The organism is Georgenia phoenicis, from assembly GCF_047302425.1.
In the GTDB taxonomy this organism is placed as follows: Bacteria; Actinomycetota; Actinomycetes; order Actinomycetales; family Actinomycetaceae; genus Oceanitalea.
In genome coordinates, this window is record NZ_CP154855.1 from 1,904,579 (window position 1) to 1,925,282 (window position 20,704).

Consider the following 20,704-nt stretch of genomic DNA (forward strand, 5'->3'; position numbering starts at 1 on the left):
GAAGGCGGCGGGTGGGGGACCTTGGTCCCGCCTAGACGACGGTGAGGGTGACGGTCGTGCCCGGCACCGCGAGCTCGCCCGCCTCGGGCGACATGCTCCGCACGGTGCCGAAGATGCCGCCGAGCACGCGCTGGACCTCGACGACGAAGCCGGCGGCCTCGAGCTCCTCGGTGGCGGGGCCGACCTGCCGGCCGATGAGGTCGGGCAGCGCGACGGGCTGCGGGCCGAGGGACACGGTGACGGTGACCTCGTCACCGCGGTAGAGCTGGACGTCCTCACCGGGTGCCGGACTCTGGCTGACGACCCGCCCGGCTGGCACCTCGGGGTCGTGGGCCTCCTCGAGGACCGCCACGAGGCCGGCGCGCTCGAGGTCGGACACGGCGGTGTCGGAGTCGGCGCCGACGACGGACACGAGGTCGACCGGCTCCCGGCCGGCCGAGACGACGAGGTCGACCGGCTGGTCGTAGGGGATGACCTGCCCGGCCTCGACGCCGGCCGAGATGACCTGGCCCGCGGGGACGGAGTCGTCCCAGGGAGTCTCGACCTGGCCGACGGTCAGCTGGGCGGCCTCGAGCGCCGCGACGGCCTCCTCCTGGGTGAGTCCCGCGAGCGGCGGCACCTCGACCATGAGGATGCCGAGGGAGACGTTGAGGACCACGGTGCCGTCGGTGCGCACCCGGTCGCCCGGGGCGGGCTCGGCCGAGACGACCTCGTGCTCGGGCACGGTGTCGTGGTGCGCGCGTTCGACGGTGAGGTCGATGCCGGCGTCGCTGAGCACGGAGACGGCCTCGTCCTCGGTGAGCCCGACGACCTCGGGCACCGTGACGTAGGCGCCCGGGCCGTGCGTGAACCACCACCACGAGCCACCGCCGGCGAGGGCGAGCAGGAGGAGCACCATCGTCAGCGCGAAGGTGCGGCGGCGACGGCGGCGGCGCGTGGGCGCCTCGGGGTCCGGGTCCACGGCGCCGGCGGGGATCGCGCCGATGGGCAGCGCGACCGTGCCCGCGGGCAGCGGGGTGACGTCGGTGGCACCGGTGGCCGCCTCCGCGTCCTCCTCCTCGACGGCGGGGGCGACGTCCGCGCGGCGGGCGAGCGTGGCGTCGTCGAGGGTGGCGCGGGTGCGGCGGAGCAGCGCGAGGGCGGCGTCGGCGTCGCCCGGGCGGTCCTCGGCGTCGCGGGCGGTGAGGGCGGCGACGAGCTCGTCGACCTCGGCGGGCAGCCACTCGACACGCGTGGAGGGGAGGGGGACGCCGTCGTTCACGTGTTGGAAGGCCACGCGGATGGGCTGGTCGGCGACGAAGGGCTGGGCGCCCGTGAGCAGCTCGTAGAGCACGATGCCGGCGGCGTAGACGTCCGCGCGGGCGTCGGCGAAGCCGGAGGTGACGATCTCGGGGGCGAGGTAGGCGACGGTGCCGAGCACCGTGCCGGTCGACGCGGCGGTCGCCTCGGTGACGGCGCGCGCCAGGCCGAAGTCGGTGACCTTCGGCTGGCCGTCCGGCTCGAGCAGGACGTTCTCCGGCTTGACGTCCCGGTGCACGACCCCGGCGCGGTGCGCGCAGGCGAGGGCGTCGAGGACGCCGTCGAGGATCTCGAGCGCGCGGCCCAGCGGCAGGGCGCCCTGGCGGCGCAGCTCGGTACGCAGGTTGTGGCCCTCGACGAGCTCCATCGTGAGGTAGCTCGTGTCGTCGGCGAGGCCCTGGTCGTAGATCGCGACGATGCCCGGGTGGTTGAGCCGGGCGGCGGAGCGCGCCTCGCGGCGGAAGCGGGCGACGAAGTCCGCGCTTTCCGCCAGGTGCGGGTGCATCGCCTTGAGCGCGACCGTGCGGTCCAGCCGCCGGTCCAGGGCCCGGTAGACGGTGGCCATGCCGCCGCGGGCGATGCGGGCGCGCACCTCGTAGCGGCCGTCGACGAGACGGCCGAGCATGGGGTCGCTCACGGTGCGCTGCACGGGCCCGAGTCTAGAGCCGCGGGCCCGCCCCGACCGGTAAGGGGGCCGGTGAGGCGGGCCGCGGCGTGCCGGTTCCTCAGAACTGGCGCATGAGGTTCTTGATGCCCGCGACGTAGTTGCGGGTATCGGGGTACATGCCGTTGCGCCGGACCCCGGCCAGGCCCTGGTAGTACCCGGCGACCGCCTGGTCGAAGCTGTCGGCCGTCTGGACGAGCTGGCGCAGGATGGCCACGCCCGCGACGACGTTGTCCTGGGGGTCGAGCAGGTTGAGGTCGCGGCCCACGAGCTCGGAGGCCCACCGGCCCGAGCTCGGGATGACCTGCATGACGCCGACGGCGTTGGCGGGGGAGACGGCGCGGGCGTCGAAGCCCGACTCCTGCTGGGCCACGGCCAGCGCGAGGGCCGGGTCCACGCCCATGCGCACCGCGGTGTCCCGGACGATGCCACGCATCTGGTCACGGGAGGGGACGCTCATCGACAGCAGGGTGGCCTTGTTCGTGTTGGCCGCGCCGACGACGTCGCTCGCGTAGGTCCGCCCGAGGAAGGTGTCCCCGACGAGCTGGCCGCCGGTGCTGGGTGCCGCGCTGGGCGCCGCGCTCGAGCCGCCACCCGGGATCGTCAGCCGCTGGCCCACGTAGATGAGGGCCGAGCGGGAGAGGTTGTTGGCCGAGACGATGGCCGAGGTGCTCGTGCCGTAGCGCGAGGCGAGGCCCGAGACGGTCTCCCCGGACGCGACGACGTGGGTGCGCGAGGCGTTGCTCACCGGGACGGTGGTGGCCGGCGCCGACGTCGGGGCCGCCGCCGCGCGGGCGCCGCCGCCGATGGTGAGGCGCTGGCCGATGCGGATGAGGCCCGGGTCGCTCAGGCCGTTGGCCGAGGCGATCTGCGCGACCGTGGTGCCGTAGCGGGTGGCGATGCCCGAGACGGTCTCGCCGGCCTGGACGACGTGGGTGCGGGCGCCCGAGGTGGGCGAGGGCGCGTCCGCGCTCGGCGCCGCTGCGGCGGAGCCGCCCGGGATGGTGAGTCGCTGGCCGATGATGATGAGGGCGCGCGAGTCGAGCCGGTTGGCCGAGACGATCTGCTCGACGGTCGTGCCGTAACGCTTGGCCAGCGCCGAGACGGTGTCGCCGGCGGCGACCGTGTGGGTCGCCGCTGCGCGGGCGGCCGGCGCGGCGGTGGGGGCGCTGCTCGCGGCGGGCACGCTGAGCACCTGGCCCTCCCGGATGAGGGCGCGCGGTCCGAGGTTGTTGGCCGAGACGATCGCGGAGACGGTGGTCCCTGCCCGGGCGGCGATGGCGCTCACCGTGTCACCGGCCCGGACCTGGTAGCTGCCGGTCGGCAGGGGGCGCTGCGGGAGCGGGGCGGCCAGCGAGAGCGCGTTGGCGCCCTGCGTCGGGGCCGCGGTGGCCACGGTCGCGGCGCCGGCCGGCACGGTCATCGCCGCGACGGTGGTGGCTGCGAGCACGAGGCCCACGCCGGTGCGGCCGGCGGGGCGGGGTGCCCGGGTGCGGGTGCGAGCCTTCATCGATGTCCTCCGCGATGGGTCTCGGCGTGTCTCCGCCGGTACCACAGTGGCTGGTGTTATTGGTGTGACGGGTGTGAACGCTGTGACACTAGCGTTATCGAGCCTGCACGTAAAGGCGGGCGACGACGGCGCTCGGAGACGTCAGTACGCTGCGGGGATGACCGTGAACGACGACTCTGGTCCTCGCTGGTGCTCGCTGCCCGAGGTGGCCGAGCTGCTCGACATCCGCCTCCGCGACGTGCGCGACCTGCTGCGCGACCAGGCGCTGGCCGGCACGCGCCCGGAGGAGGGCGGCCCCTTCCTCGTCCCGCGCGAGTTCATCCTCACGGCTGACGACGGCGCCGCGCAGCCCGGTCCGGTGCCCTCGCTGCGGGGCACTCTCGTCCAGCTGACCGACACCGGCTTCTCCACCGACGAGGCCGTCCAGTGGCTGCTCACCGAGCAGGACGCCCTCGGGACCACCCCCATCGCCGCGCTGCGGGCGCGCCGGATCCACGAGGTGCGGCGGGTCGCGCAGACCTTCGCGGTCTGAGCCGTGGCCGCCCTCGCCGGAGGGTGGTGAGCCTCAGGCGGCGCGGGCGGTGAGCATGCGCGCCAGCTCGCTGAGGAGCCGGTGGCTCTCGGCCGGCAGGCCGAGGGTGTCGAGCGCCGCCAGCCCCTCGTCGAGGTGGCTGTCGATGAGCCGCTGGTGCTCCTCGACCGCGCCCGTGCTCTCGAGGATCGAGCGCAGCCCGGCGACGTCCGCCTCGGAGAGGTCGGGGCGGCCGACGTCCCGCTGGAGGGCCTCGCGCTGCGCGGCGTCCGCGGTCCGCAGCGCCAGCGCGAGCAGCACGGTGCGCTTGCCCTCCCGCAGGTCGTCCCCCGCGGGCTTGCCGGTGACCTCTGGCTCGCCGAAGACGCCGAGGACGTCGTCCCACAGCTGGAAGGCCACCCCGAGCGGGAGCCCGACGCGCCGCAGGTCCGCCAGTGCGTCCTCCGGCGCCCCGGCCAGCGCGGCGCCGAGGACGAGCGGGTGCTCGACGCTGTAGCGGGCCGACTTGTGCTTGACGACCGTGAGGGCGCGGGCGACGTCGTCCTGCTCGCTCCACGGCAGCACCTGGGAGCGGACGTCGAGGTACTGGCCGACGGCCACCTCCGTCGTCATGAGGTCCCACGTGGCCCGGGCGTGGGTCGAGGCCGCTTCGTCCACCAGCTGCCGGGCGAGGTCCAGCTCGACGGACGAGACCGACAGGAGGAGGTCGCCGAGGAGGATCGCGCCGGCCGCCCCGTGACGGTCGGCGTCGCCGAGCCAGCCCCGCTCGGTGTGCTCGGCCGCCATCCGCCGGTGCACGGCGGGCAGCCCCCGGCGGGTGAGGGAGCCGTCCATGAGGTCGTCGTGCGCGAGCGCCGCCCCCTGGAAGAGCTCGAGGGCACTGCCCGCGAGGACCGGCGCGGAGCCGGCGGCGACCGGCTCCGCGGAGAAGGCCGTCCACCCCGCGGTGCAGAACGCCGCCCGCAGGCGCTTGCCACCACCCAGCAGCGCGCGGCCGGCGCCCAGCAGCTCGTCCAGCCCCTCGAGGGAGGCGAAGGGGCGGGTGTGCTCGTCCAGGGCGATGGCCAGGCGGTCGGACACGAGAGTGGCCAGGCCGGCGATAGGTGCTGCCATGCGGGCCAGCCTACGGCCGGTCGTGAGTGCTCCCCAGGTCGGGGCGCCGGCGGGGGCTCCACAGCGGCGCCGACCGGCCCGGCGGCACCGTCGCGCCCGGGTGTGCGATGGGCCCATGGACACGCAGACGACCATCAAGATCTCCCAGCCGGAGGACATCGTCGCCTACCTCCCGTACCGGCTCGGCTTCCGGCCCCGCGACTCGGTCGTCCTGCTCGCCATGTGCGGCCCGCGCAACCGCCTGGGGCTCGTCACGCGCGCCGACCTCGCCGACATCGGCCACCCGCGCGTCGGCCCGGCGCTCGTGCGGGACGTCGCGCGCCTCATGGAGGAGGAGGGGGCGCACGACGTCTTCGTCGTCCTCTACAGCGACCTGCCGCGCGCCCGGCTCGGCGCCGACCCGCTCGTGCGCGGCGCGCTCGAGCATCTGCGCACGCTGACGACCTGGGCGGAGGCTCCCGGCCCGTGGGTCGTCGGCGCCGGCACATACGGGTGCTGGGGCGAGGGGGAGGGCTGCGCACCCGCCACCCGGGACGTCGCCGAGCTCGAGGAGCGGCCGATCGTCGCAACCATGGTCCTCCACGGGCACGCCCTGGCGGACGGCCGCGAGGACCTCGGTGTCACGCGCACGAGCGACGCTGGCCGGCGCCGCGCCGCCACGCGCGCGGCGCGGGAGGGCCGGCGGCGGCTCTCCGACGTGCGGGCCCGCTGCGGCGGGGGAGCGGCGTCACCCGGCGCGGCCTTCGGGGTCCCCGGCAGCGTGCCCGCCGTCGACCAGCGCGAGATCGTCGAGTGGCGCGAGGAGGAGCGGCGCCGCTGGGAGCGCCTCGTCGCCCTCGCCGTGCGCGGCGCGGCGCTGCCCGCGGGCGAGCTCGGCCTGCTCGCCGCCGCGCTCGAGGACAACACCGTGCGCGACGGCGTCCTCTGCTCGGTCGTCCAACCCCTGTCCGGCCGCCTGCCGGACCGGGAGCGCACCGAGCAGATCCTCGACCTCGCCATGCTCCCCGGCGGGCCGCCGCCGGACCCCGACCGGGTCGAGCCCGCCGCCCTCGTCCTGCGGGCGCTCGCCGCGTGCGCGCCCCGTCGCTCGGGAGCACTCGCGCTGGGCCTGCTCGCCTGGATCGCGTGGTGGTGCGCCGACGGTGCCCGCGCCGACGTCCTGGCCCAGCAGGCACTGCGTGCCCGGCCCGGCGCCCGCCTCGCCGAGCTCGTCGACCAGGCCCTCGCCGCGCGGCTCCCTCCCGGGTGGGTCCGCACGCTCGACGGCGGACCGGCGGCCACCGGCCCGACGATCCGGTAGCGTCAGCGCACACGAAGCAGGCCCAGGACGTCCCGGCGGGAGCCGGAGGATGGAGTGCTGAATGACAGTCGTCGTGGGCTACCTCGCCACACCGGAGGGCGAGGCGGCACTGGAGACCGGCGTCGCGGAGGCCCGCCGCCGGGACGCACGCGTCGTCGTCGTCATCTCCCGCCGCGCCCGGCAGGAGCAGCACGCCGATGTCGACGCCGAGCTCGACGCCCTGCGCGACCGCCTCGACGACGCCGAGGTCGCCTACGACGTGCGCCAGCTCGGCCGCGGCAACGACGTCGCCACCGACCTCGTCGAGACGGCCGAGGAGACCCGCGCCGAGCTCATCGTCATCGGGCTGCGCCGTCGCTCGCCCGTCGGCAAGCTCATCCTCGGCTCCAACGCCCAGCGCATCCTCCTCGACGCGCCATGCCCGGTGCTCGCGGTCAAGCCGGCCGCGGCGGAGCGTCGCTCCTACTGAGCGGGAATGTCCGCCGCTCCCGGGGCGTTGTGCCGGGTGACTGTCGGGTGCTGACCGACACCCGCGATCTCGCGCTGCGACATCCCGTGATCGGGTCTGGCGAGTTATAATTGTAGGCAGCGCACCGGTCAGCAGCCGGAACCCCCATTCCCCTCCGAAAGGCTTTCTGTGTCGTCGCACGCCCAGAGCACCTCCAGCCGCACGCACGCCGCGCGCACCTCCGCCGGCAGCACCACCGCGTCGGTCGAGGAGACGTCGACGAAGACCCGGGCCAAGGCGCCGGCGAAGTCGGCACCGGCCAAGAAGCCCGCGGCGAAGAAGGAGACAAGCACGGCTACCAAGCGCACCGCCACGAAGACCACGGCCGCCAAGAAGACCGCCCTCAAGGCTGTTCCTGACGTCGAGGAGACCCCCGCCGCCGGCGAGGAGGCCGTCGAGGCCGAGCCCGCCGTCGACGCCGCCACGGGCAAGGAGACCGGCTTCGTCGTCTCCGACAACGACGACGACGACGCCCCCGTCCAGCAGGTCGTCACCGCCGGCGCCACCGCGGACCCGGTCAAGGACTATCTCAAGCAGATCGGTAAGGTCGCCCTCCTCAACGCCGAGCAGGAGGTCGAGCTCGCCAAGCGCATCGAGGCCGGCCTCTTCGCCGAGGAGAAGCTCGCCACCGAGGAGGTCACCGGCAAGCTGAAGCGCGAGCTCGAGTGGATCGCCAACGACGGCCGCCTGGCCAAGAACCACCTCCTCGAGGCCAACCTGCGCCTCGTCGTCTCCCTCGCCAAGCGCTACACCGGCCGCGGCATGCTCTTCCTGGACCTCATCCAGGAGGGCAACCTCGGTCTCATCCGCGCCGTCGAGAAGTTCGACTACACCAAGGGCTACAAGTTCTCCACGTACGCCACGTGGTGGATCCGTCAGGCGATCACCCGCGCCATGGCCGACCAGGCCCGCACCATCCGCATCCCGGTGCACATGGTTGAGGTCATCAACAAGCTGGCCCGCGTCCAGCGTCAGATGCTCCAGGACCTGGGCCGCGAGCCCACCCCGGAGGAGTTGGCCAAGGAGCTGGACATGACGCCCGAGAAGGTCGTCGAGGTCCAGAAGTACGGCCGCGAGCCCATCTCCCTGCACACCCCGCTCGGCGAGGACGGCGACAGCGAGTTCGGTGACCTCATCGAGGACTCCGAGGCCGTCGTCCCAGCCGACGCCGTGAGCTTCACGCTCCTGCAGGAGCAGCTGCACCAGGTCCTCGACACGCTCTCCGAGCGAGAGGCCGGCGTCGTGTCCATGCGCTTCGGCCTCACCGACGGCCAGCCGAAGACCCTCGACGAGATCGGCAAGGTCTACGGCGTCACGCGTGAGCGCATCCGCCAGATCGAGAGCAAGACGATGTCCAAGCTCCGTCACCCGAGCCGCTCGCAGGTCCTGCGCGACTACCTCGACTGAGACACCACGAAGGCCCGCACCAGCACGGTGCGGGCCTTCGTCGTCCCTCCTAGCCGCGGGCGGCCTGACGGTCGGCGTTGGCGTGGATGGCGTCGCGCACGTACTGCGCCAGGCCCGGACGGATGTCCTCGTAGGTCTTCGTGAAGCGCGGGTCGCTCACGTACAGGTCACCGAGGTTGCGGTGGAAGTCCGCCGTGAGGGAGTAGAAGCGCTCGTGGATGTGCAGCCGGGCGCGCTCGGCGGCGTCCATGGCGGCCTCGCTCGTCGGCGGCTCACCCGCGTCCAGTGCGGCGACGAACGCGGCGTTGACCTCCTCGGCCTCCGCCTTGATCTCCTCCCAGTCCGCCTTCGTGTACCGGGACGTGCGTGCCTGGGACTGGTGCCACGCCTCGGTGTCGCCCCAGCGTTCCTCGGCCTCGGCCGCGTACTCGTCGCTGAAGCCGTCCCCGAACAGCTCGCGCTGCTCCTCCCGGGTGAGGTTCACTCCTGTCATCTCTCTCTCCAGTGCTCGGTCGATGGCCGTGACGAGCTCGGACAGCTCCTCCAGCCGGGACATGACCGCGGACCGCTGTCGCCGCAGGTGCTCGAGACGGGCCGGCTGCGTCCCGTCGTCCAGCAGCTGGGCGATCTCCTCGAGGGAGAAGTCCAGCCGCCGGTAGACGACGACGTGCTGCAGCCGGGTGAGGTCCTCCTCGGTGTAGAGGCGGTAGCCCGAGTTGCTGCGCGCGCTCGGGCTGAGCAGCCCGACCGCGTCGTAGTGGTGCAGCGTGCGCACCGTGACGCCGAAGCGCTCGGCCACCTGGCCCACCGTCAGCACCGTGAGGACTCCTGTTCCGTCGGTCATGCCCTCCACCGTGCCGCCTGACGCCGCGTGAGGGTCAAGCCCATTGTGTCGGTCGGAGGACGATACGGACTTGCGGCCGTGGACTGACCGCAAGTTCCCCTAGCGTCGCGTCCATGACCTCAGCAGCAGTCACCCCGTTCACCCTGCACGTGCCCGAGGCCTCGCTCACCGCGCTGCGCGGCAGGCTCCGCGACACGCGCTGGCCGGTCGAGGACGCCGGCACCGGGTGGGACCACGGCGTGCCCGTCGACTATGCCAAGGAGCTGGCCGCGTACTGGGCGGAGGACTTCGACTGGCGGGCGCAGGAGCGTGCGATCAACGCCACGCCGCAGTTCACGACGCCGGTCGACGGCCATGGCCTCCACTTCTTCCATGTCCGGTCGGAGCACGAGGGCGCCACCCCGGTGCTGCTCCTGCACGGCTGGCCCGGCGCGCCGACCGAGCTCCTGCCGATGGTGGACCCGCTCGTCGATCCAGGCGCGCACGGCGGCGAGCCGGACGAGGCGTGCCACGTCGTCGTCGCGACCATTCCCGGTTTCGGGATCTCGGGCCCGGCCGTCGGTTGGAACACCGGACGCGCGGCCGCGGCCATGGCCACCCTCATGGCGCGTCTGGGCTATGAGCGCTACGTCGTCCACGGCTACGACACCGGCGCACTCGTCGGGCGTGCCATGGGCCTGCTCGACACCGAGCACGTCCTCGGTCTGCACCTCACCGACGTCCTCGGCGGCGAGGAGCTGGCCCACGAGACGGCGGACCTGTCTGACCCGCTGGAGGCGCGTGCCGTCGAGAACGCCCTGCGCTACCAGTACGAGCTCGGCGGGTACGCGATGGTGCAGTCGAGCCGCCCGCAGTCCCTCGGCCTGGCCCTGACGGACTCACCGGTCGGGATGCTCGTGTGGATGGTCGAGCGCTTCATGGACTGGTCGGCCGCCACGGCGCACCCGGAGGAGGTGTTCACCAAGGACCAGATGCTCACCACTGCGAGCATCTACTGGCACTTCGCGACCATGTGGTCCTCCATGCGCTACTACAAGGAGGAGGCCGACGCCTGGGGCGCTGAGCCGGAGGTCTCGACCACCCCGTTGGCGATCGCGGCGATGCCGAAGGACATCGGTGTGCCGGTCCCGCGGCTCGTCCGCCGTGCCAACAACCTCGTCCGCTGGGAGCAGCTGAGCGACGGCGGCCACTTCGCCGGCTGGGAGCAGCCCGAGCTCGTGGCAGGCGACCTGCGTGCTGCGGTCCAGGTGCTGCGCGCCGCGTCAGCAGGGAGTACGGCGCCCGTCCCGTGACGGTGAGTCACCCGCTGATCCACCGCGGGTGGGCTGTCGTTCGACCCCGGCCGGGATCACCATGTGGGACACCCGACCACCGAGGAGGAGACCCGATGACACCGACACCGAACGGGCGGCTGGGCGGCAGCGCCGACCACCCAGAGCTCCACCTGCAGCGGGTGTTCCAGGCACCCGTCGCGGACGTCTGGGCCAGCGTCACCGAGCCGGAGCGGACGGCGCTGTGGTTCGCCGACTGGTCCGGCGACGCCGCGCCGGGGGCGACCGTGCGGATGCGCCTGGTCCACGAGGAGGGCCAGCCGGAGAGCGACGTCCGGATCCTCGCCTGCGAGCCCCCGCACCGGCTCGAGGCGGTCGCCGAGGACGAGGCCGGGCGGTGGCACCTGGAGCTGCGCCTGACGGAGCAGGCCGACTCGACCACCCTCACCCTCGTCCACCACGTCGAACCGGGGGAGGACCTCACCACCACGGGGCCCGGGTGGGAGTACTACCTCGACCACCTCGTCGCCTCGCGCGAGGGCAGCGCACCGCCGGACTTCACCGACTACTACCCCGGGACGGCGGAGTACTACCGGGGCCTGTCGGAGCGTCCCTCTACGATCGAGGAGTGAGTCACCAGACACCGTCCACGACGCTGCCTCTCGGCCTGCGCACCTCCGATCTCGTCACCGCCGCCGCCACCGGCATTCTCACGCTGCCGGACCCCGCCCGCCGCACCCCGCTGACGCGCTTCCTCCTGCGCTCGGCCATCGCCGGCACGACGGGCCTCGGCGTGCTGCTGAGCACCGGCGAGGGCACCGAGGTGGACCCCACGACCCGGGTCGCGCTCGCCACCGGCGCCGTCGGCATCGTGTACGGCGCCGCCGAGCTCGGCGAGGCCATGGACAGCGGGCTCCAGCGCGGGCTCGTGCGTGCCGGGGTGCGCCGCCCGCGGCTCGTCATGGCCGTGGCCGGGGCGGCCGCCGCGCTGCTCATGTCCGTCGCCGACCGGAAGGGCGACCGGGAGGAGACCGCGACGGCCCCCGAGGGCCCCTCGCTGCGCCCGCTGCCCGAGCACGTGCGCGAGCTCGTCGACGCGATCCTCTCCCAGACCGAGGACCACGACGCCCTGCGCCTGCGCGCCCAGCTCGCCGGCGCACGTGAGGAGGTGTGGGGAGAGCCCGAGGACGCCCCGCGCGTCGTGGAGCTCTCCGTGCCCGACGACGCCCCGCTCGCCGTGCCGCACTCCTTCACCTTCCCGGTCAGCGCCCGCTTCACCTCCGCCCGGGGCGTCCCGTGCACCGTCGAGGTGCTCGTGAGCGGGGGCCGGCTCGCCGCCGTCGTCGTCGACGTCGAGGCGTGGGGGCGGGTCGCGGAGTGGGACCCGGCCGACGGCGACCCCGACCCCCTCGCCGACGTCACGGTCCCGCGGCTCGAGGAGGTGACCCTCGTCGCGGAGTCACGCGGCTGAGTCTCACACGTCCTTGCCGTAGGCGAGGGTGCGGCGCGACTCCCGGTAGCCGAGGCCGGTGTAGAGGTCCAGCGCCCGGTTCGGGTTCTCGACGTCCACGCCGAGGTCGGCGCGGTCGATGCCGTCGGACCGCAGGGCGGCCATGGTCGCCGCGAGGAGAGCCCTCGCCACGCCCGCGCGTCGCCACGGCCGGCGGACCCCGAGGAGGTCGGTCCACCCCGCCGAGTAGCCCTGCGCGGCCCAGTCCTGCTCGTAGGCCGAGGTGAGGCTGTACCCGGCAACCTCCTCGCCGTCGAGCACGACGAAGCTCCAGCCGGGCCGGAAGTAGCGCCCGCCGACGCTCTGGCGCTCCCAGTTCTCCCGGTCCCGCGGCTCGCTGCCCCAGTGGTCGGCGAAGGCCTCGTTGTGCGCCAGGCGCACGCGCTCGCTGAGGGCGGGCTCGTAGGGCACGAGCCGCAGCCCCTCGGGGAGGGCGACGGCCGGGAGGTCGTCGTCGAGCGGGCGGGTGAGGTCGAGATACACCCGCAGTCGCCGGAACCCGGCCCGGTCGAGGAGGCGCTCGGTGGCCGTCAGCCCGTCGTCGACGTGGACGAGAACCCGCCCGGGGCCGTCCGGGCGGGCGCCGGCGATCCGCTCCCTCCCGAGCCGCTCCTGCCACGCCAGCAGCTCGCGGCCGATCCCGCGGCCTCGCCACTGCGGGTGGACGCCGCCCCAGCAGAAGGCCCGGACCGTGCGGACGTCACCCGGGAGCACCTGGACGTGCCCGAAGGCGCGGGGGACGCCGTCGTCGTCGATCCCGAGGGTGCTGTCGCGGGCGGGGTCCTTCCACGAGCCGTCGCGCAGCTCCTCGTGGAGGTCCTCCGGGGTGTGGCGCTCGGCGGGGTCGTCGGCGGCCTCGATCGCCTGGACGAGGCCGTGCCACGCGGGCACGTCGTCGGCGGTGATGGGCCGCCAGCGCAGGCCGGCGACGGGGGAGGGGGGTGTCGTCATGGGGCGGAGCGTAGGACCAGCCCCGCCCGCCCGTCACGGGAAAAAGCGGCGGCGCCGGCACCTCGGGGGTGCCGGCGCCGCCGGGGCTTGCGTGCGGACGCGTCAGCGGGCGTCGTCCTCGGTCAGTCGGTGCGTCTCGTCCTGGATGGTCGTCGCGACCCCCTCGAGCGCCTCGGCGTGCTTGCGTGCGTGGTGCGCGCAGAAGAGCAGCTCCCCCACGGGCAGTCCCACACGCACGTACGCCTGGGCGCCGCAGCGGTCGCAGCGGTCCTGTGCAGTCAGTGGGGCGGTCATCGTTGCGTTCACATCTGCATACAACCACGACGACGGCGAAACCATCCCCCGCGACGGGCGCCGTTCGCTGGCAGCGGACCGGGCGGCGCCGACGGCGCCCCGGTGTGTGCTCCACGGCACGCGCCGGCGGGGTGATCTTCCCGATGTCCGCGGGTCAGTCCGCGGATGCGGGCCCGGTCGTTCGTATGATCGCCGGGTGCCTCCCAAGTCGACCGCCTCCGCCGCGCAGTACACCGCCCGTCACCTCTCGGTGCTCGAGGGGCTCGAGGCGGTCCGCAAGCGGCCCGGTATGTACATCGGGTCGACCGACTCCCGCGGGCTCATGCACTGCCTGTGGGAGGTCATCGACAATGCGGTCGACGAGGCGCTCGAGGGCCACGGTGACGCGATCGCCGTCGTCCTCCACCCCGACGGCTCGGTCGAGGTCCGGGACAACGGGCGTGGCATCCCGGTCGACACCGTGGACTCGGTGGGACTGAGCGGCGTCGAGGTCGTCTTCACCAAGCTCCACGCCGGCGGCAAATTCGGCGGCAGCTCCTACGCGGCCTCCGGTGGTCTCCACGGTGTGGGCGCCTCCGTCGTCAACGCGCTGTCCGCGCGGCTGGACGTCGAGGTGGACCGCGGCGGCAAGACCTACCGGATGACCTTCCACCGGGGCGAGCCGGGCATCTACGACGACCGTCAGGGCGCCGGCCCCGACGCGCCCTTCACGCCCTTCGTCGAGTCCAGCGAGCTCGCCGTCGTCGGCAAGACGCCCCGTACGCGCACCGGCACCCGCGTGCGCTACTGGGCCGACCCGCAGATCTTCCCCTCGACCTCCCAGTTCTCCTACGACGAGCTCGTCACCCGCGCCCGGCAGACGACCTTCCTCGTCCCGGGGCTGACCATCACCGTCCGTGACGAGCGCCGCCTGCCCGGCACGCCCGGGGAGGACGGCCCGGTCGAGGAGGTCTTCCGGCACGACGGCGGAGTGGTCGACTTCGCCGAGTTCCTCGCCACCGACCCGGCTGTGTCCGACATCTGGCACCTCACCGGCAGCGGGACCTTCACCGAGACGGTCCAGCAGCTCGACGCCTCCGGCCACCTGCGCCCGCAGGAGGTCGAGCGCACCTGCGAGGTCGACGTCGCGCTGCGCTGGGGGCAGGGCTACGAGACGACCGCGCGCTCCTTCGTCAACATCATCGCCACCCCCAAGGGCGGCAGCCACCTCACCGGCTTCGAGCAGGGGCTCGTACGCACGGTCCGCAAGCAGATCGAGGCCAACGCCCGCCGGCTCAAGGTCACGGCCAAGGACCCGAAGATCGAGAAGGACGACGTCCTCGCCGGGCTCACCGCCGTCGTCACGGTGCGCCTGCCCGAGCCGCAGTTCGAGGGGCAGACCAAGGAGATCCTCGGCACCGCACCGGTCCGCGGGATCGTCGCGAGCGTCGTCGACAAGCAGCTCACCGAGATCCTCACCTCCTCCAAGCGGCACGAGAAGGCCCAGGCCGCCGCGGTGCTCGAGAAGGTCGTCGGGGAGATGCGGGCGCGCGTCCAGGCCCGCCTCACCAAGGAGATCTCCCGCCGGAAGAACGCGCTGGAGAGCTCGCGGCTGCCCGCCAAGCTCGCCGACTGCCGCACCGACGACGTCGAGCGCTCCGAGCTGTTCATCGTCGAGGGCGACAGCGCCCTCGGCACCGCCAAGCTCGCCCGCTCGAGCGACTTCCAGGCGCTGCTGCCGATTCGCGGCAAGATCCTCAACGTCCAGAAGGCCTCCCCGGCCGACATCCTGCGCAACGCGGAGGTCGCCTCGATCATCCAGGTCATCGGTGCCGGGTCCGGGCGCACCTTCGACCTCGACGCCGCCCGCTACGGCAAGGTCATCCTCATGACCGACGCCGACGTCGACGGCGCCCACATCCGCACCCTCCTGCTCACCCTGTTCTTCCGGTACATGCGCCCGCTCGTCGAGGCCGGCCGGGTGTTCGCGGCGGTGCCGCCGCTGCACCGGGTGGAGATCGCCGGGTCCGGCGGGAAGAAGGGGGAGAAGATCTACACCTACTCCGAGGCCGAGCTCCACCAGCTGCTCCGCAAGCTGGAACGCCAGGGCAAGCGCTACAAGGAGCCCATCCAGCGGTACAAGGGCCTCGGGGAGATGGACGCCGACCAGCTCGCCGAGACGACCATGGACCCGGCCCACCGCACCCTGCGCCGGGTGAGCATGGCCGACGCCGACGCGTTGGCGGAGGCGGAGCGCGTCTTCGAGCTGCTCATGGGCAACGACGTCGCGCCGCGCAAGGACTTCATCGTCGCCGGCGCCGCCCAGATCGACCGGGAGCGCATCGACGCCTGACGCGTCCGCCGCACCTCACCAGCGCACTTAGGATTCCGCTATGCCCGACCTCCTCCCCGACCGCGCCGCAGCCCCCGCCCACGCCACCGTGCCCGGCCCACACCTGGGCCTGACCTGGCGGCCCCTCACCACCGAGGACGTCGACCTCGTCCACGCGCTCATCGCGCGCTGCGAGGCCGTCGACGAGCCCGTGCTGCGCACCTCGCGAGCCCAGGTCGAGGAGATCCTCGGACGGCCCGCGACCGGGATGAAGGCGGACAGCCTCGGCGGGCTGGACAGCGCCGGGGAGCTGCGGGCCGCCGCCTTCGTCCACGCACCGCTCGGCGACGAGACCCACGCCCGCGTGTTCATCGCCGCCTCCATCGACCCGTCGTGGCGCGGGCGGGGCATCGGCCGCGCCCTGCTGACCTGGCAGGACGACCGCGCCCGCCAGATCCTCGCGACCCTCGACCCGAGCCTGCCCGGACGTATCGCCGCCTACGTCGACGAGGACCTCGAGGACCGTCGGCGCCTGTACGCCGCCGCCGGCTTCAGCCCCAAGCGCACCTTCCGGGAGATGCGGCTGCGGCTGACGGAGCAGCCCGCCGCCGTCCAGGTGCCCGAGGGCTACGAGATCCGCCAGTGGACCCCCGAGATCGACCCCGCCGTCCGCGAGGCCCACAACGAGGCCTTCCGTGACCACTGGGGCTCCCAGCCGGTGGCGGAGTCCACCTGGGCGGCCTCGCACCGGGCGCTCGAGCCCTCGTGGAGCGTTGTCGCCGTCCACCTCGAGACGGGCACCGTGGCGGGCTACGCGCTCACCGCCCGTCACGAGCACCAGTGGGAGGCGCTGGGCCACACCGAGGGCTTCACCGAGCTCCTCGGCGTGCTCCGCCCGCACCGCGGCTCCGGCGTGGCACGGGCGCTGCTCGGCTCGGTCCTCACCGCGCTGTACCGGGACGGCATCGAGGTCGCCGCGCTCGACGTCGACATGGAGAACCCCTCCGGGGCGCACCGCTTCTACGAGCGCATGGGCTACGAGCCCCACGGCGCCCGGATCCTCTACACCATCGAAGTGTGACGCTTCCCGCGCGACGGCCCCGCCGGTAGGCCCGGCGGCGGTCACCACGTATCGTCGGACCATGCTCGAGGACAAGGACGGCGCAGCCGGCGCCCAGGCGCTGCGCGCCGGTGCAGACGGCCGGGGCGTCGGGCTGCCCGAGGGTCACGGCCTGCACTGGCAGTGGCTGACCCTGGAGTCCAACGCCGCCCTCGTCGAGCTGCTCGCTCGCATCGAGGAGCACGACGACCCGCCCTACCGCACGACCGCCGAGGAGTCCGCGGAGACCTTCGTCGCGGTCGGCGCCGACGCCGGCAACGCCAAGGTCATCGGCCTCGACGCCGACGGCGTGCCGCGCGCCTACGGGATCGTGCGGGTGCGGCCCACGGCCGGCACCTACCGGGCGTTGTGCGACGGCGGCGTCGACCCCGCGTGGCGGCGTCGTGGCATCGGCGCCACGGTGCTGGACTGGCAGCTGCGCTCGGCCCGCGCGATTCTCGACGCCGCTGGGCAGGACAGCGCCCTCGCGGTCGTCCACGTCGAGGACAACATGACCGACGCCGAGGCCATGCTGCGCCTGGCGGGCTTCGTCCCCACCCGCTGGTACACCGAGATGCGCCGCGACCTGTCGCTGCCGCTGCCGGACGTCCAGCCCAAGGGCAAGGTCACCATCGAGCCGTGGGACCCGGCGCTCGACGACGCCGTGCGCCGCGCCCACAACGACGCCTTCAAGGACCAGTGGGGCGGGGAGCAGCACACCGCCGAGACCTGGCTGCAGGGCCGGACGTACTTCGCGCCCCAGTGGAGCTTCATCGCCCTGGACCGCACGAGCGACCGCGCCCGCGTGGCGGGCTACCTCATGTCCGGCCGCTACGAGGGCGACTGGGAGGCGCAGGGCTGGACCGAGGGCTACACCGAGATCCTCGGCGTGCGCGAGGAGTGGCGCGGCATGCGGGTGGCGACGGCGCTGCTCGTCACCGCCATGCGTGCCTACGCCGCCGACGGCATGGATTACGCCGGCCTCGGGGTCGACTCGCCCGTCCCGGGCGGGGACTTCGGGCTCTTCGGCCAGCTCGGCTACGAGCCGACCCGCCACTCGCTCATGTTCACCCGCACCATCTGACGTCCCGGTACGGTGGTGGCCGTGCGGGAGCAGAGTCCCATCGAGAACCGTATCGGTCAGGTGTTCGTGCCGGTCCGGGACATCGCCCGCTCTGCGAGGTGGTACTCGGAGCTCCTCGGCCTCCCGCTGGGCGAGCCGTCGCACGGCGCGACGATCTACGACCTCCCCACGGCGGGCGATACGCGCCTCGCCCTCGATGCCAACAAGCCTGACATCGACACGTCGGGGCCGCCGCGGTTCTTCTTCTGGACGGCGGACATGGCGGCGACGGTCGCCTTCCTCCGCGAGCGGGGAGTGGCACTGGACTCGGCGGTCGAGGACATCGGCAGCGTGGTGTTCGTCCAGTTCCGCGACCCCGACGGCAACCCGCTCATGGTCTGCCAGCGCACCGGCTGAGCCGGCTAGCCGATGGCGGCGACGGGGGTGGCGAGGGGCCGGCCAGAGCCGTCGCGGCGCTCGTCGACCTCGGGGAGGTCGACGGGCTGGCCACCGGCGCCGACCGCACGGATCGGCTCCAGGCCGACCCACGCCGTCGTCAGCACGTCCTCGCCGCGCAGGAAGCGGTGGGCGCGGACGCCACCGGTCGCGCGTCCCTTGCCGGGGAAGCGGTCGAAGGGGGTGACCTTCGCGCTGCCCGGCACGGTGCCCGGCAGGGAGGTCGAGGAGCCGGCGACCGTGACGACGAGGCTGCGGGAGACGTCGTCGGGGTGGACGACGCCGAAGCCGACGACGCGCGCGTCCTCCGGCATCTTCACCCCGGCCATGCCGCCGGCGCCGCGCCCCTGCGGGCGGACCGCGGAGGCGGGGAAGTGGAGCAGGTGCGCCTCGCTGGTGACGAGGACGAGGCGGTGCTCGTCCGGAGCGTGCGCCGCCCCGACGACGGCGTCGCCCGGCTTGAGGGAGATGAGCTCCCACGCGTCGCCCTTGCCCGGGCGGTCGGCAGGGTTGACCCGCTTGACCGTGCCGCCCGTGGTGACGAGGGCGAGCGGCGGGGCGTCCTCGTCCAGGCGCACGAGGCCGACAACCCGCTCACCCGGCTCGGGCAGGACGAGCTCGGCTATCGGCGCACCGCCCGAGAGGCCGGGCGCGGAGTCCGTGGGCGGCAGGGCCGGGGCGTCGAGCACCGACAGGCGCACGCAGCGGCCGCTGCTCAGCACGACACCGACGTCGCCGCGGGTGCGGGCGGGGACGACGGCGGAGATGGCGTCGTGGGCCACCCGCGCCCCCAGGCGCGGTGGCTCCTGCGCGCTGCGGGCCAGCAGCCCGGTGCCGGAGAGGGCGACCCAGCACGGCTCGTCGGGGATCTCCAGCGGCACGCTCGTGCCACCGCCGCGGCGGGCCGAGGCGGCCGAGCCGGTGGCCGGCCCGCCGGCGTGCTCGAGGAGCACGGTGCGGCGCGGGGTGCCGTGGGTGGCGGCGACCTCGGCGAGCTCGTCGCTCACCACCTGCCGCAGGAGCGCGTCGTCGGCGAGGATCGCCTTGAGCTCCTCGATCTCGCGGGCCAGGGCGTCGCGCTCGGCCTCGAGCTCGAGGCGGGAGAACTTCGTCAGCCGGCGCAGCCGCAGCGCGAGGATGTAGTCGGCCTGCGGCTCGGACAGGTCGAAGACCATCATGAGCCGCTCGCGGGCGGCCTCGGCGTCGTCGGAGGAGCGGATGACGGCGATGACCTCGTCGATGTCCGCGATCGCGACGAGCAGGCCGGCCACGAGGTGGGCCCGCTCGGTGCGCTTGGCCAGCCGGTGCTCGGTCCGGCGGCGCACCACCTGGAGGCGGTGCTGGACGTAGACCGACAGGAGCTCGCGCAGGCCCAGGGTCTGCGGCTGCCCGTCGACGAGCGCGACGTTGTTGATGCCGAAGGAGTCCTCCATCGGCGTGAAGCGGTAGAGCTGCTCGAGGACGGCCTCGGGGTTGAAGGCGTTCTTGATCTCGATGACCAGCCGCAGGCCGTGCTCGCGGTCGGTGTAGTCGGCGACGTCCGCGATGCCCTGGAGCTTCTTGGCGTCCACCGCCTCCTTGATCTTCTCGATGACCCGCTCCGGGCCCACCTGGTAGGGCAGCTCGGTGACGACGATGGCCTTGCGCCGCGCCGTGACGTTCTCCAGGTGGGTGGTCGCGCGCGTGCGGAAGGAGCCGCGGCCGGTGGCGTAGGCGTCGCGGATGCCGTCGAGGCCGACGATCTTGCCGCCGGAGGGCAGGTCCGGTCCCGGCACGAAGCGCATGAGCTCCTCGAGCGTCGCGTCCGGCTGGGCGATGAGGTGACGGGCGGCGGCGACGACCTCGACGAGGTTGTGCGGCGGCATGTTCGTCGCCATGCCGACGGCGATCCCCGAGGCGCCGTTGACGAGCAGGTTGGGCATCGCCGCGGGCAGCACCGAGGGCTGGGTCAGCTGGTTGTCGTAGTTGGGGACGAAGTCGACGACGTCCTCGTCCAGGCCCGCGGTCATGAGGAGGGCGGCGGGTGCCAGCCGGGCCTCGGTGTAGCGCGGCGCGGCGGGACCGTCGTCGAGGGAGCCGAAGTTCCCGTGGCCGTCGACGAGCGGCACCCGCAGCGAGAAGTCCTGGGCCAGACGCACCATGGCGTCGTAGATCGCGGTGTCACCGTGCGGGTGGAGCTTGCCCATGACCTCGCCGACGACGCGGGCGCACTTGACGTGGCCGCGCTCGGGCCGCAGGCCCATCTCGTCCATCTGGAAGAGGATCCGCCGCTGCACGGGCTTGAGGCCGTCGCGCGCGTCGGGCAGCGCGCGCGAGTAGATCACCGAGTACGCGTACTCGAGGAAGGAGCCCTGCATCTCGCTGGAGACGTCGATGTCGACGATCTGCTCCGGCACGGGCGGCGGAGGGGTGCTGCGGCGTGGCATGTGGTCCATTGTCCCCCGGCCGGGCGGCTCGTCGGTGCAGCGGGCGGCGCCGTGTCCCCGCCGCCTGACCCGGGCGCCGAAGCCTGGTCGGGCGCCGCCCGCCTCTGGTAGCGTCGGTGACACGCCCCTGAAAACGTTTCCGCATC

Annotated in this window: 18 protein-coding genes; 11 read left to right on the plus strand and 7 right to left on the minus strand. The window is 73.7% G+C overall.

Going from position 1 to position 20,704, the window contains the following annotated elements:
- Positions 1-31: 31 nt before the first annotated feature.
- Both pknB and AA0005_RS09000 read right to left on the minus strand, forming a co-directional pair.
- Complete coding sequence (gene pknB / locus AA0005_RS08995) at positions 32-1,948, minus strand: Stk1 family PASTA domain-containing Ser/Thr kinase (RefSeq protein WP_413449840.1); 1,917 nt, start codon at positions 1,946-1,948, stop codon at positions 32-34.
- Positions 1,949-2,024: 76 nt separating this feature from the next.
- Entirely contained in the window at positions 2,025-3,473 is a 1,449-nt protein-coding gene (locus tag AA0005_RS09000) for a LysM peptidoglycan-binding domain-containing protein (protein ID WP_413449841.1), read from the minus strand.
- 157 nt (positions 3,474-3,630) lie between these two features.
- Here AA0005_RS09000 and AA0005_RS09005 point away from each other — a divergent pair, with 157 nt between their 5' ends.
- Positions 3,631-4,005: an Rv2175c family DNA-binding protein gene (locus AA0005_RS09005; protein WP_413449842.1), complete on the plus strand. Its 375-nt coding sequence runs from the start codon at positions 3,631-3,633 to the stop codon at positions 4,003-4,005.
- A 33-nt stretch (positions 4,006-4,038) separates the two neighbouring features.
- Here AA0005_RS09005 and AA0005_RS09010 read toward each other — a convergent pair whose 3' ends face one another.
- On the minus strand, positions 4,039-5,118 hold the full coding sequence (locus tag AA0005_RS09010; RefSeq protein WP_413449843.1) for a polyprenyl synthetase family protein: 1,080 nt from the start codon (positions 5,116-5,118) through the stop codon (positions 4,039-4,041).
- A 115-nt stretch (positions 5,119-5,233) separates the two neighbouring features.
- Between AA0005_RS09010 and AA0005_RS09015 the strand changes: the two genes are divergently transcribed.
- The 3 genes from AA0005_RS09015 (at position 5,234) to AA0005_RS09025 (ending at position 8,333) form a co-directional block, all read left to right on the plus strand.
- Complete coding sequence (locus AA0005_RS09015; protein WP_413449844.1) at positions 5,234-6,418, plus strand: DUF4192 domain-containing protein; 1,185 nt, start codon at positions 5,234-5,236, stop codon at positions 6,416-6,418.
- 61 nt (positions 6,419-6,479) lie between these two features.
- On the plus strand, positions 6,480-6,887 hold the full coding sequence (locus tag AA0005_RS09020) for a universal stress protein (RefSeq protein WP_413449845.1): 408 nt from the start codon (positions 6,480-6,482) through the stop codon (positions 6,885-6,887).
- Between the two features lie 96 nt (positions 6,888-6,983).
- On the plus strand, positions 6,984-8,333 hold the full coding sequence (locus tag AA0005_RS09025) for an RNA polymerase sigma factor (RefSeq protein ID WP_413453077.1): 1,350 nt from the start codon (positions 6,984-6,986) through the stop codon (positions 8,331-8,333).
- Between the two features lie 49 nt (positions 8,334-8,382).
- On the opposite strand, the gene AA0005_RS09030 is transcribed toward AA0005_RS09025, so the two are convergent.
- Positions 8,383-9,177, minus strand: a complete 795-nt coding sequence (locus AA0005_RS09030; RefSeq protein WP_413449846.1) for a MerR family transcriptional regulator — start codon at positions 9,175-9,177, stop codon at positions 8,383-8,385.
- 113 nt (positions 9,178-9,290) lie between these two features.
- Here AA0005_RS09030 and AA0005_RS09035 point away from each other — a divergent pair, with 113 nt between their 5' ends.
- From AA0005_RS09035 to AA0005_RS09045, 3 genes are all read left to right on the plus strand, one after another.
- Positions 9,291-10,469 carry an epoxide hydrolase family protein gene (locus tag AA0005_RS09035; RefSeq protein WP_413449847.1) on the plus strand — a complete coding sequence of 393 codons (1,179 nt, stop codon included), beginning with the start codon at positions 9,291-9,293 and terminating at the stop codon, positions 10,467-10,469.
- A 95-nt stretch (positions 10,470-10,564) separates the two neighbouring features.
- Positions 10,565-11,080: an SRPBCC family protein gene (locus tag AA0005_RS09040; RefSeq protein ID WP_413449848.1), complete on the plus strand. Its 516-nt coding sequence runs from the start codon at positions 10,565-10,567 to the stop codon at positions 11,078-11,080.
- A complete protein-coding gene (locus AA0005_RS09045; protein ID WP_413449849.1) occupies positions 11,077-11,919 on the plus strand; it encodes a hypothetical protein in 843 nt (280 codons plus the stop codon). The genes AA0005_RS09040 and AA0005_RS09045 overlap by 4 nt, the downstream gene beginning before the upstream one ends.
- Positions 11,920-11,922: 3 nt before the next feature.
- Here AA0005_RS09045 and AA0005_RS09050 read toward each other — a convergent pair whose 3' ends face one another.
- Both AA0005_RS09050 and AA0005_RS09055 read right to left on the minus strand, forming a co-directional pair.
- Complete coding sequence (locus tag AA0005_RS09050) at positions 11,923-12,909, minus strand: GNAT family N-acetyltransferase (protein ID WP_413449850.1); 987 nt, start codon at positions 12,907-12,909, stop codon at positions 11,923-11,925.
- A 102-nt stretch (positions 12,910-13,011) separates the two neighbouring features.
- Complete coding sequence (locus AA0005_RS09055) at positions 13,012-13,203, minus strand: hypothetical protein (RefSeq protein ID WP_413449851.1); 192 nt, start codon at positions 13,201-13,203, stop codon at positions 13,012-13,014.
- A 196-nt stretch (positions 13,204-13,399) separates the two neighbouring features.
- Between AA0005_RS09055 and AA0005_RS09060 the strand changes: the two genes are divergently transcribed.
- The 4 genes from AA0005_RS09060 (at position 13,400) to AA0005_RS09075 (ending at position 18,093) form a co-directional block, all read left to right on the plus strand.
- Positions 13,400-15,535: a DNA gyrase/topoisomerase IV subunit B gene (locus AA0005_RS09060; RefSeq protein ID WP_413449852.1), complete on the plus strand. Its 2,136-nt coding sequence runs from the start codon at positions 13,400-13,402 to the stop codon at positions 15,533-15,535.
- Positions 15,536-15,575: 40 nt separating this feature from the next.
- Positions 15,576-16,595, plus strand: a complete 1,020-nt coding sequence (locus AA0005_RS09065) for a GNAT family N-acetyltransferase (protein WP_413449853.1) — start codon at positions 15,576-15,578, stop codon at positions 16,593-16,595.
- 61 nt (positions 16,596-16,656) lie between these two features.
- Positions 16,657-17,697, plus strand: a complete 1,041-nt coding sequence (locus AA0005_RS09070) for a GNAT family N-acetyltransferase (RefSeq protein WP_413449854.1) — start codon at positions 16,657-16,659, stop codon at positions 17,695-17,697.
- A 21-nt stretch (positions 17,698-17,718) separates the two neighbouring features.
- On the plus strand, positions 17,719-18,093 hold the full coding sequence (locus AA0005_RS09075; protein ID WP_413449855.1) for a VOC family protein: 375 nt from the start codon (positions 17,719-17,721) through the stop codon (positions 18,091-18,093).
- 5 nt (positions 18,094-18,098) lie between these two features.
- Here AA0005_RS09075 and AA0005_RS09080 read toward each other — a convergent pair whose 3' ends face one another.
- The gene (locus AA0005_RS09080; protein ID WP_413449856.1) at positions 18,099-20,558 is read right to left on the minus strand and encodes a DNA gyrase/topoisomerase IV subunit A; all 2,460 of its coding nucleotides are present in this window, start codon (positions 20,556-20,558) and stop codon (positions 18,099-18,101) included.
- Positions 20,559-20,704: the final 146 nt, after the last annotated feature.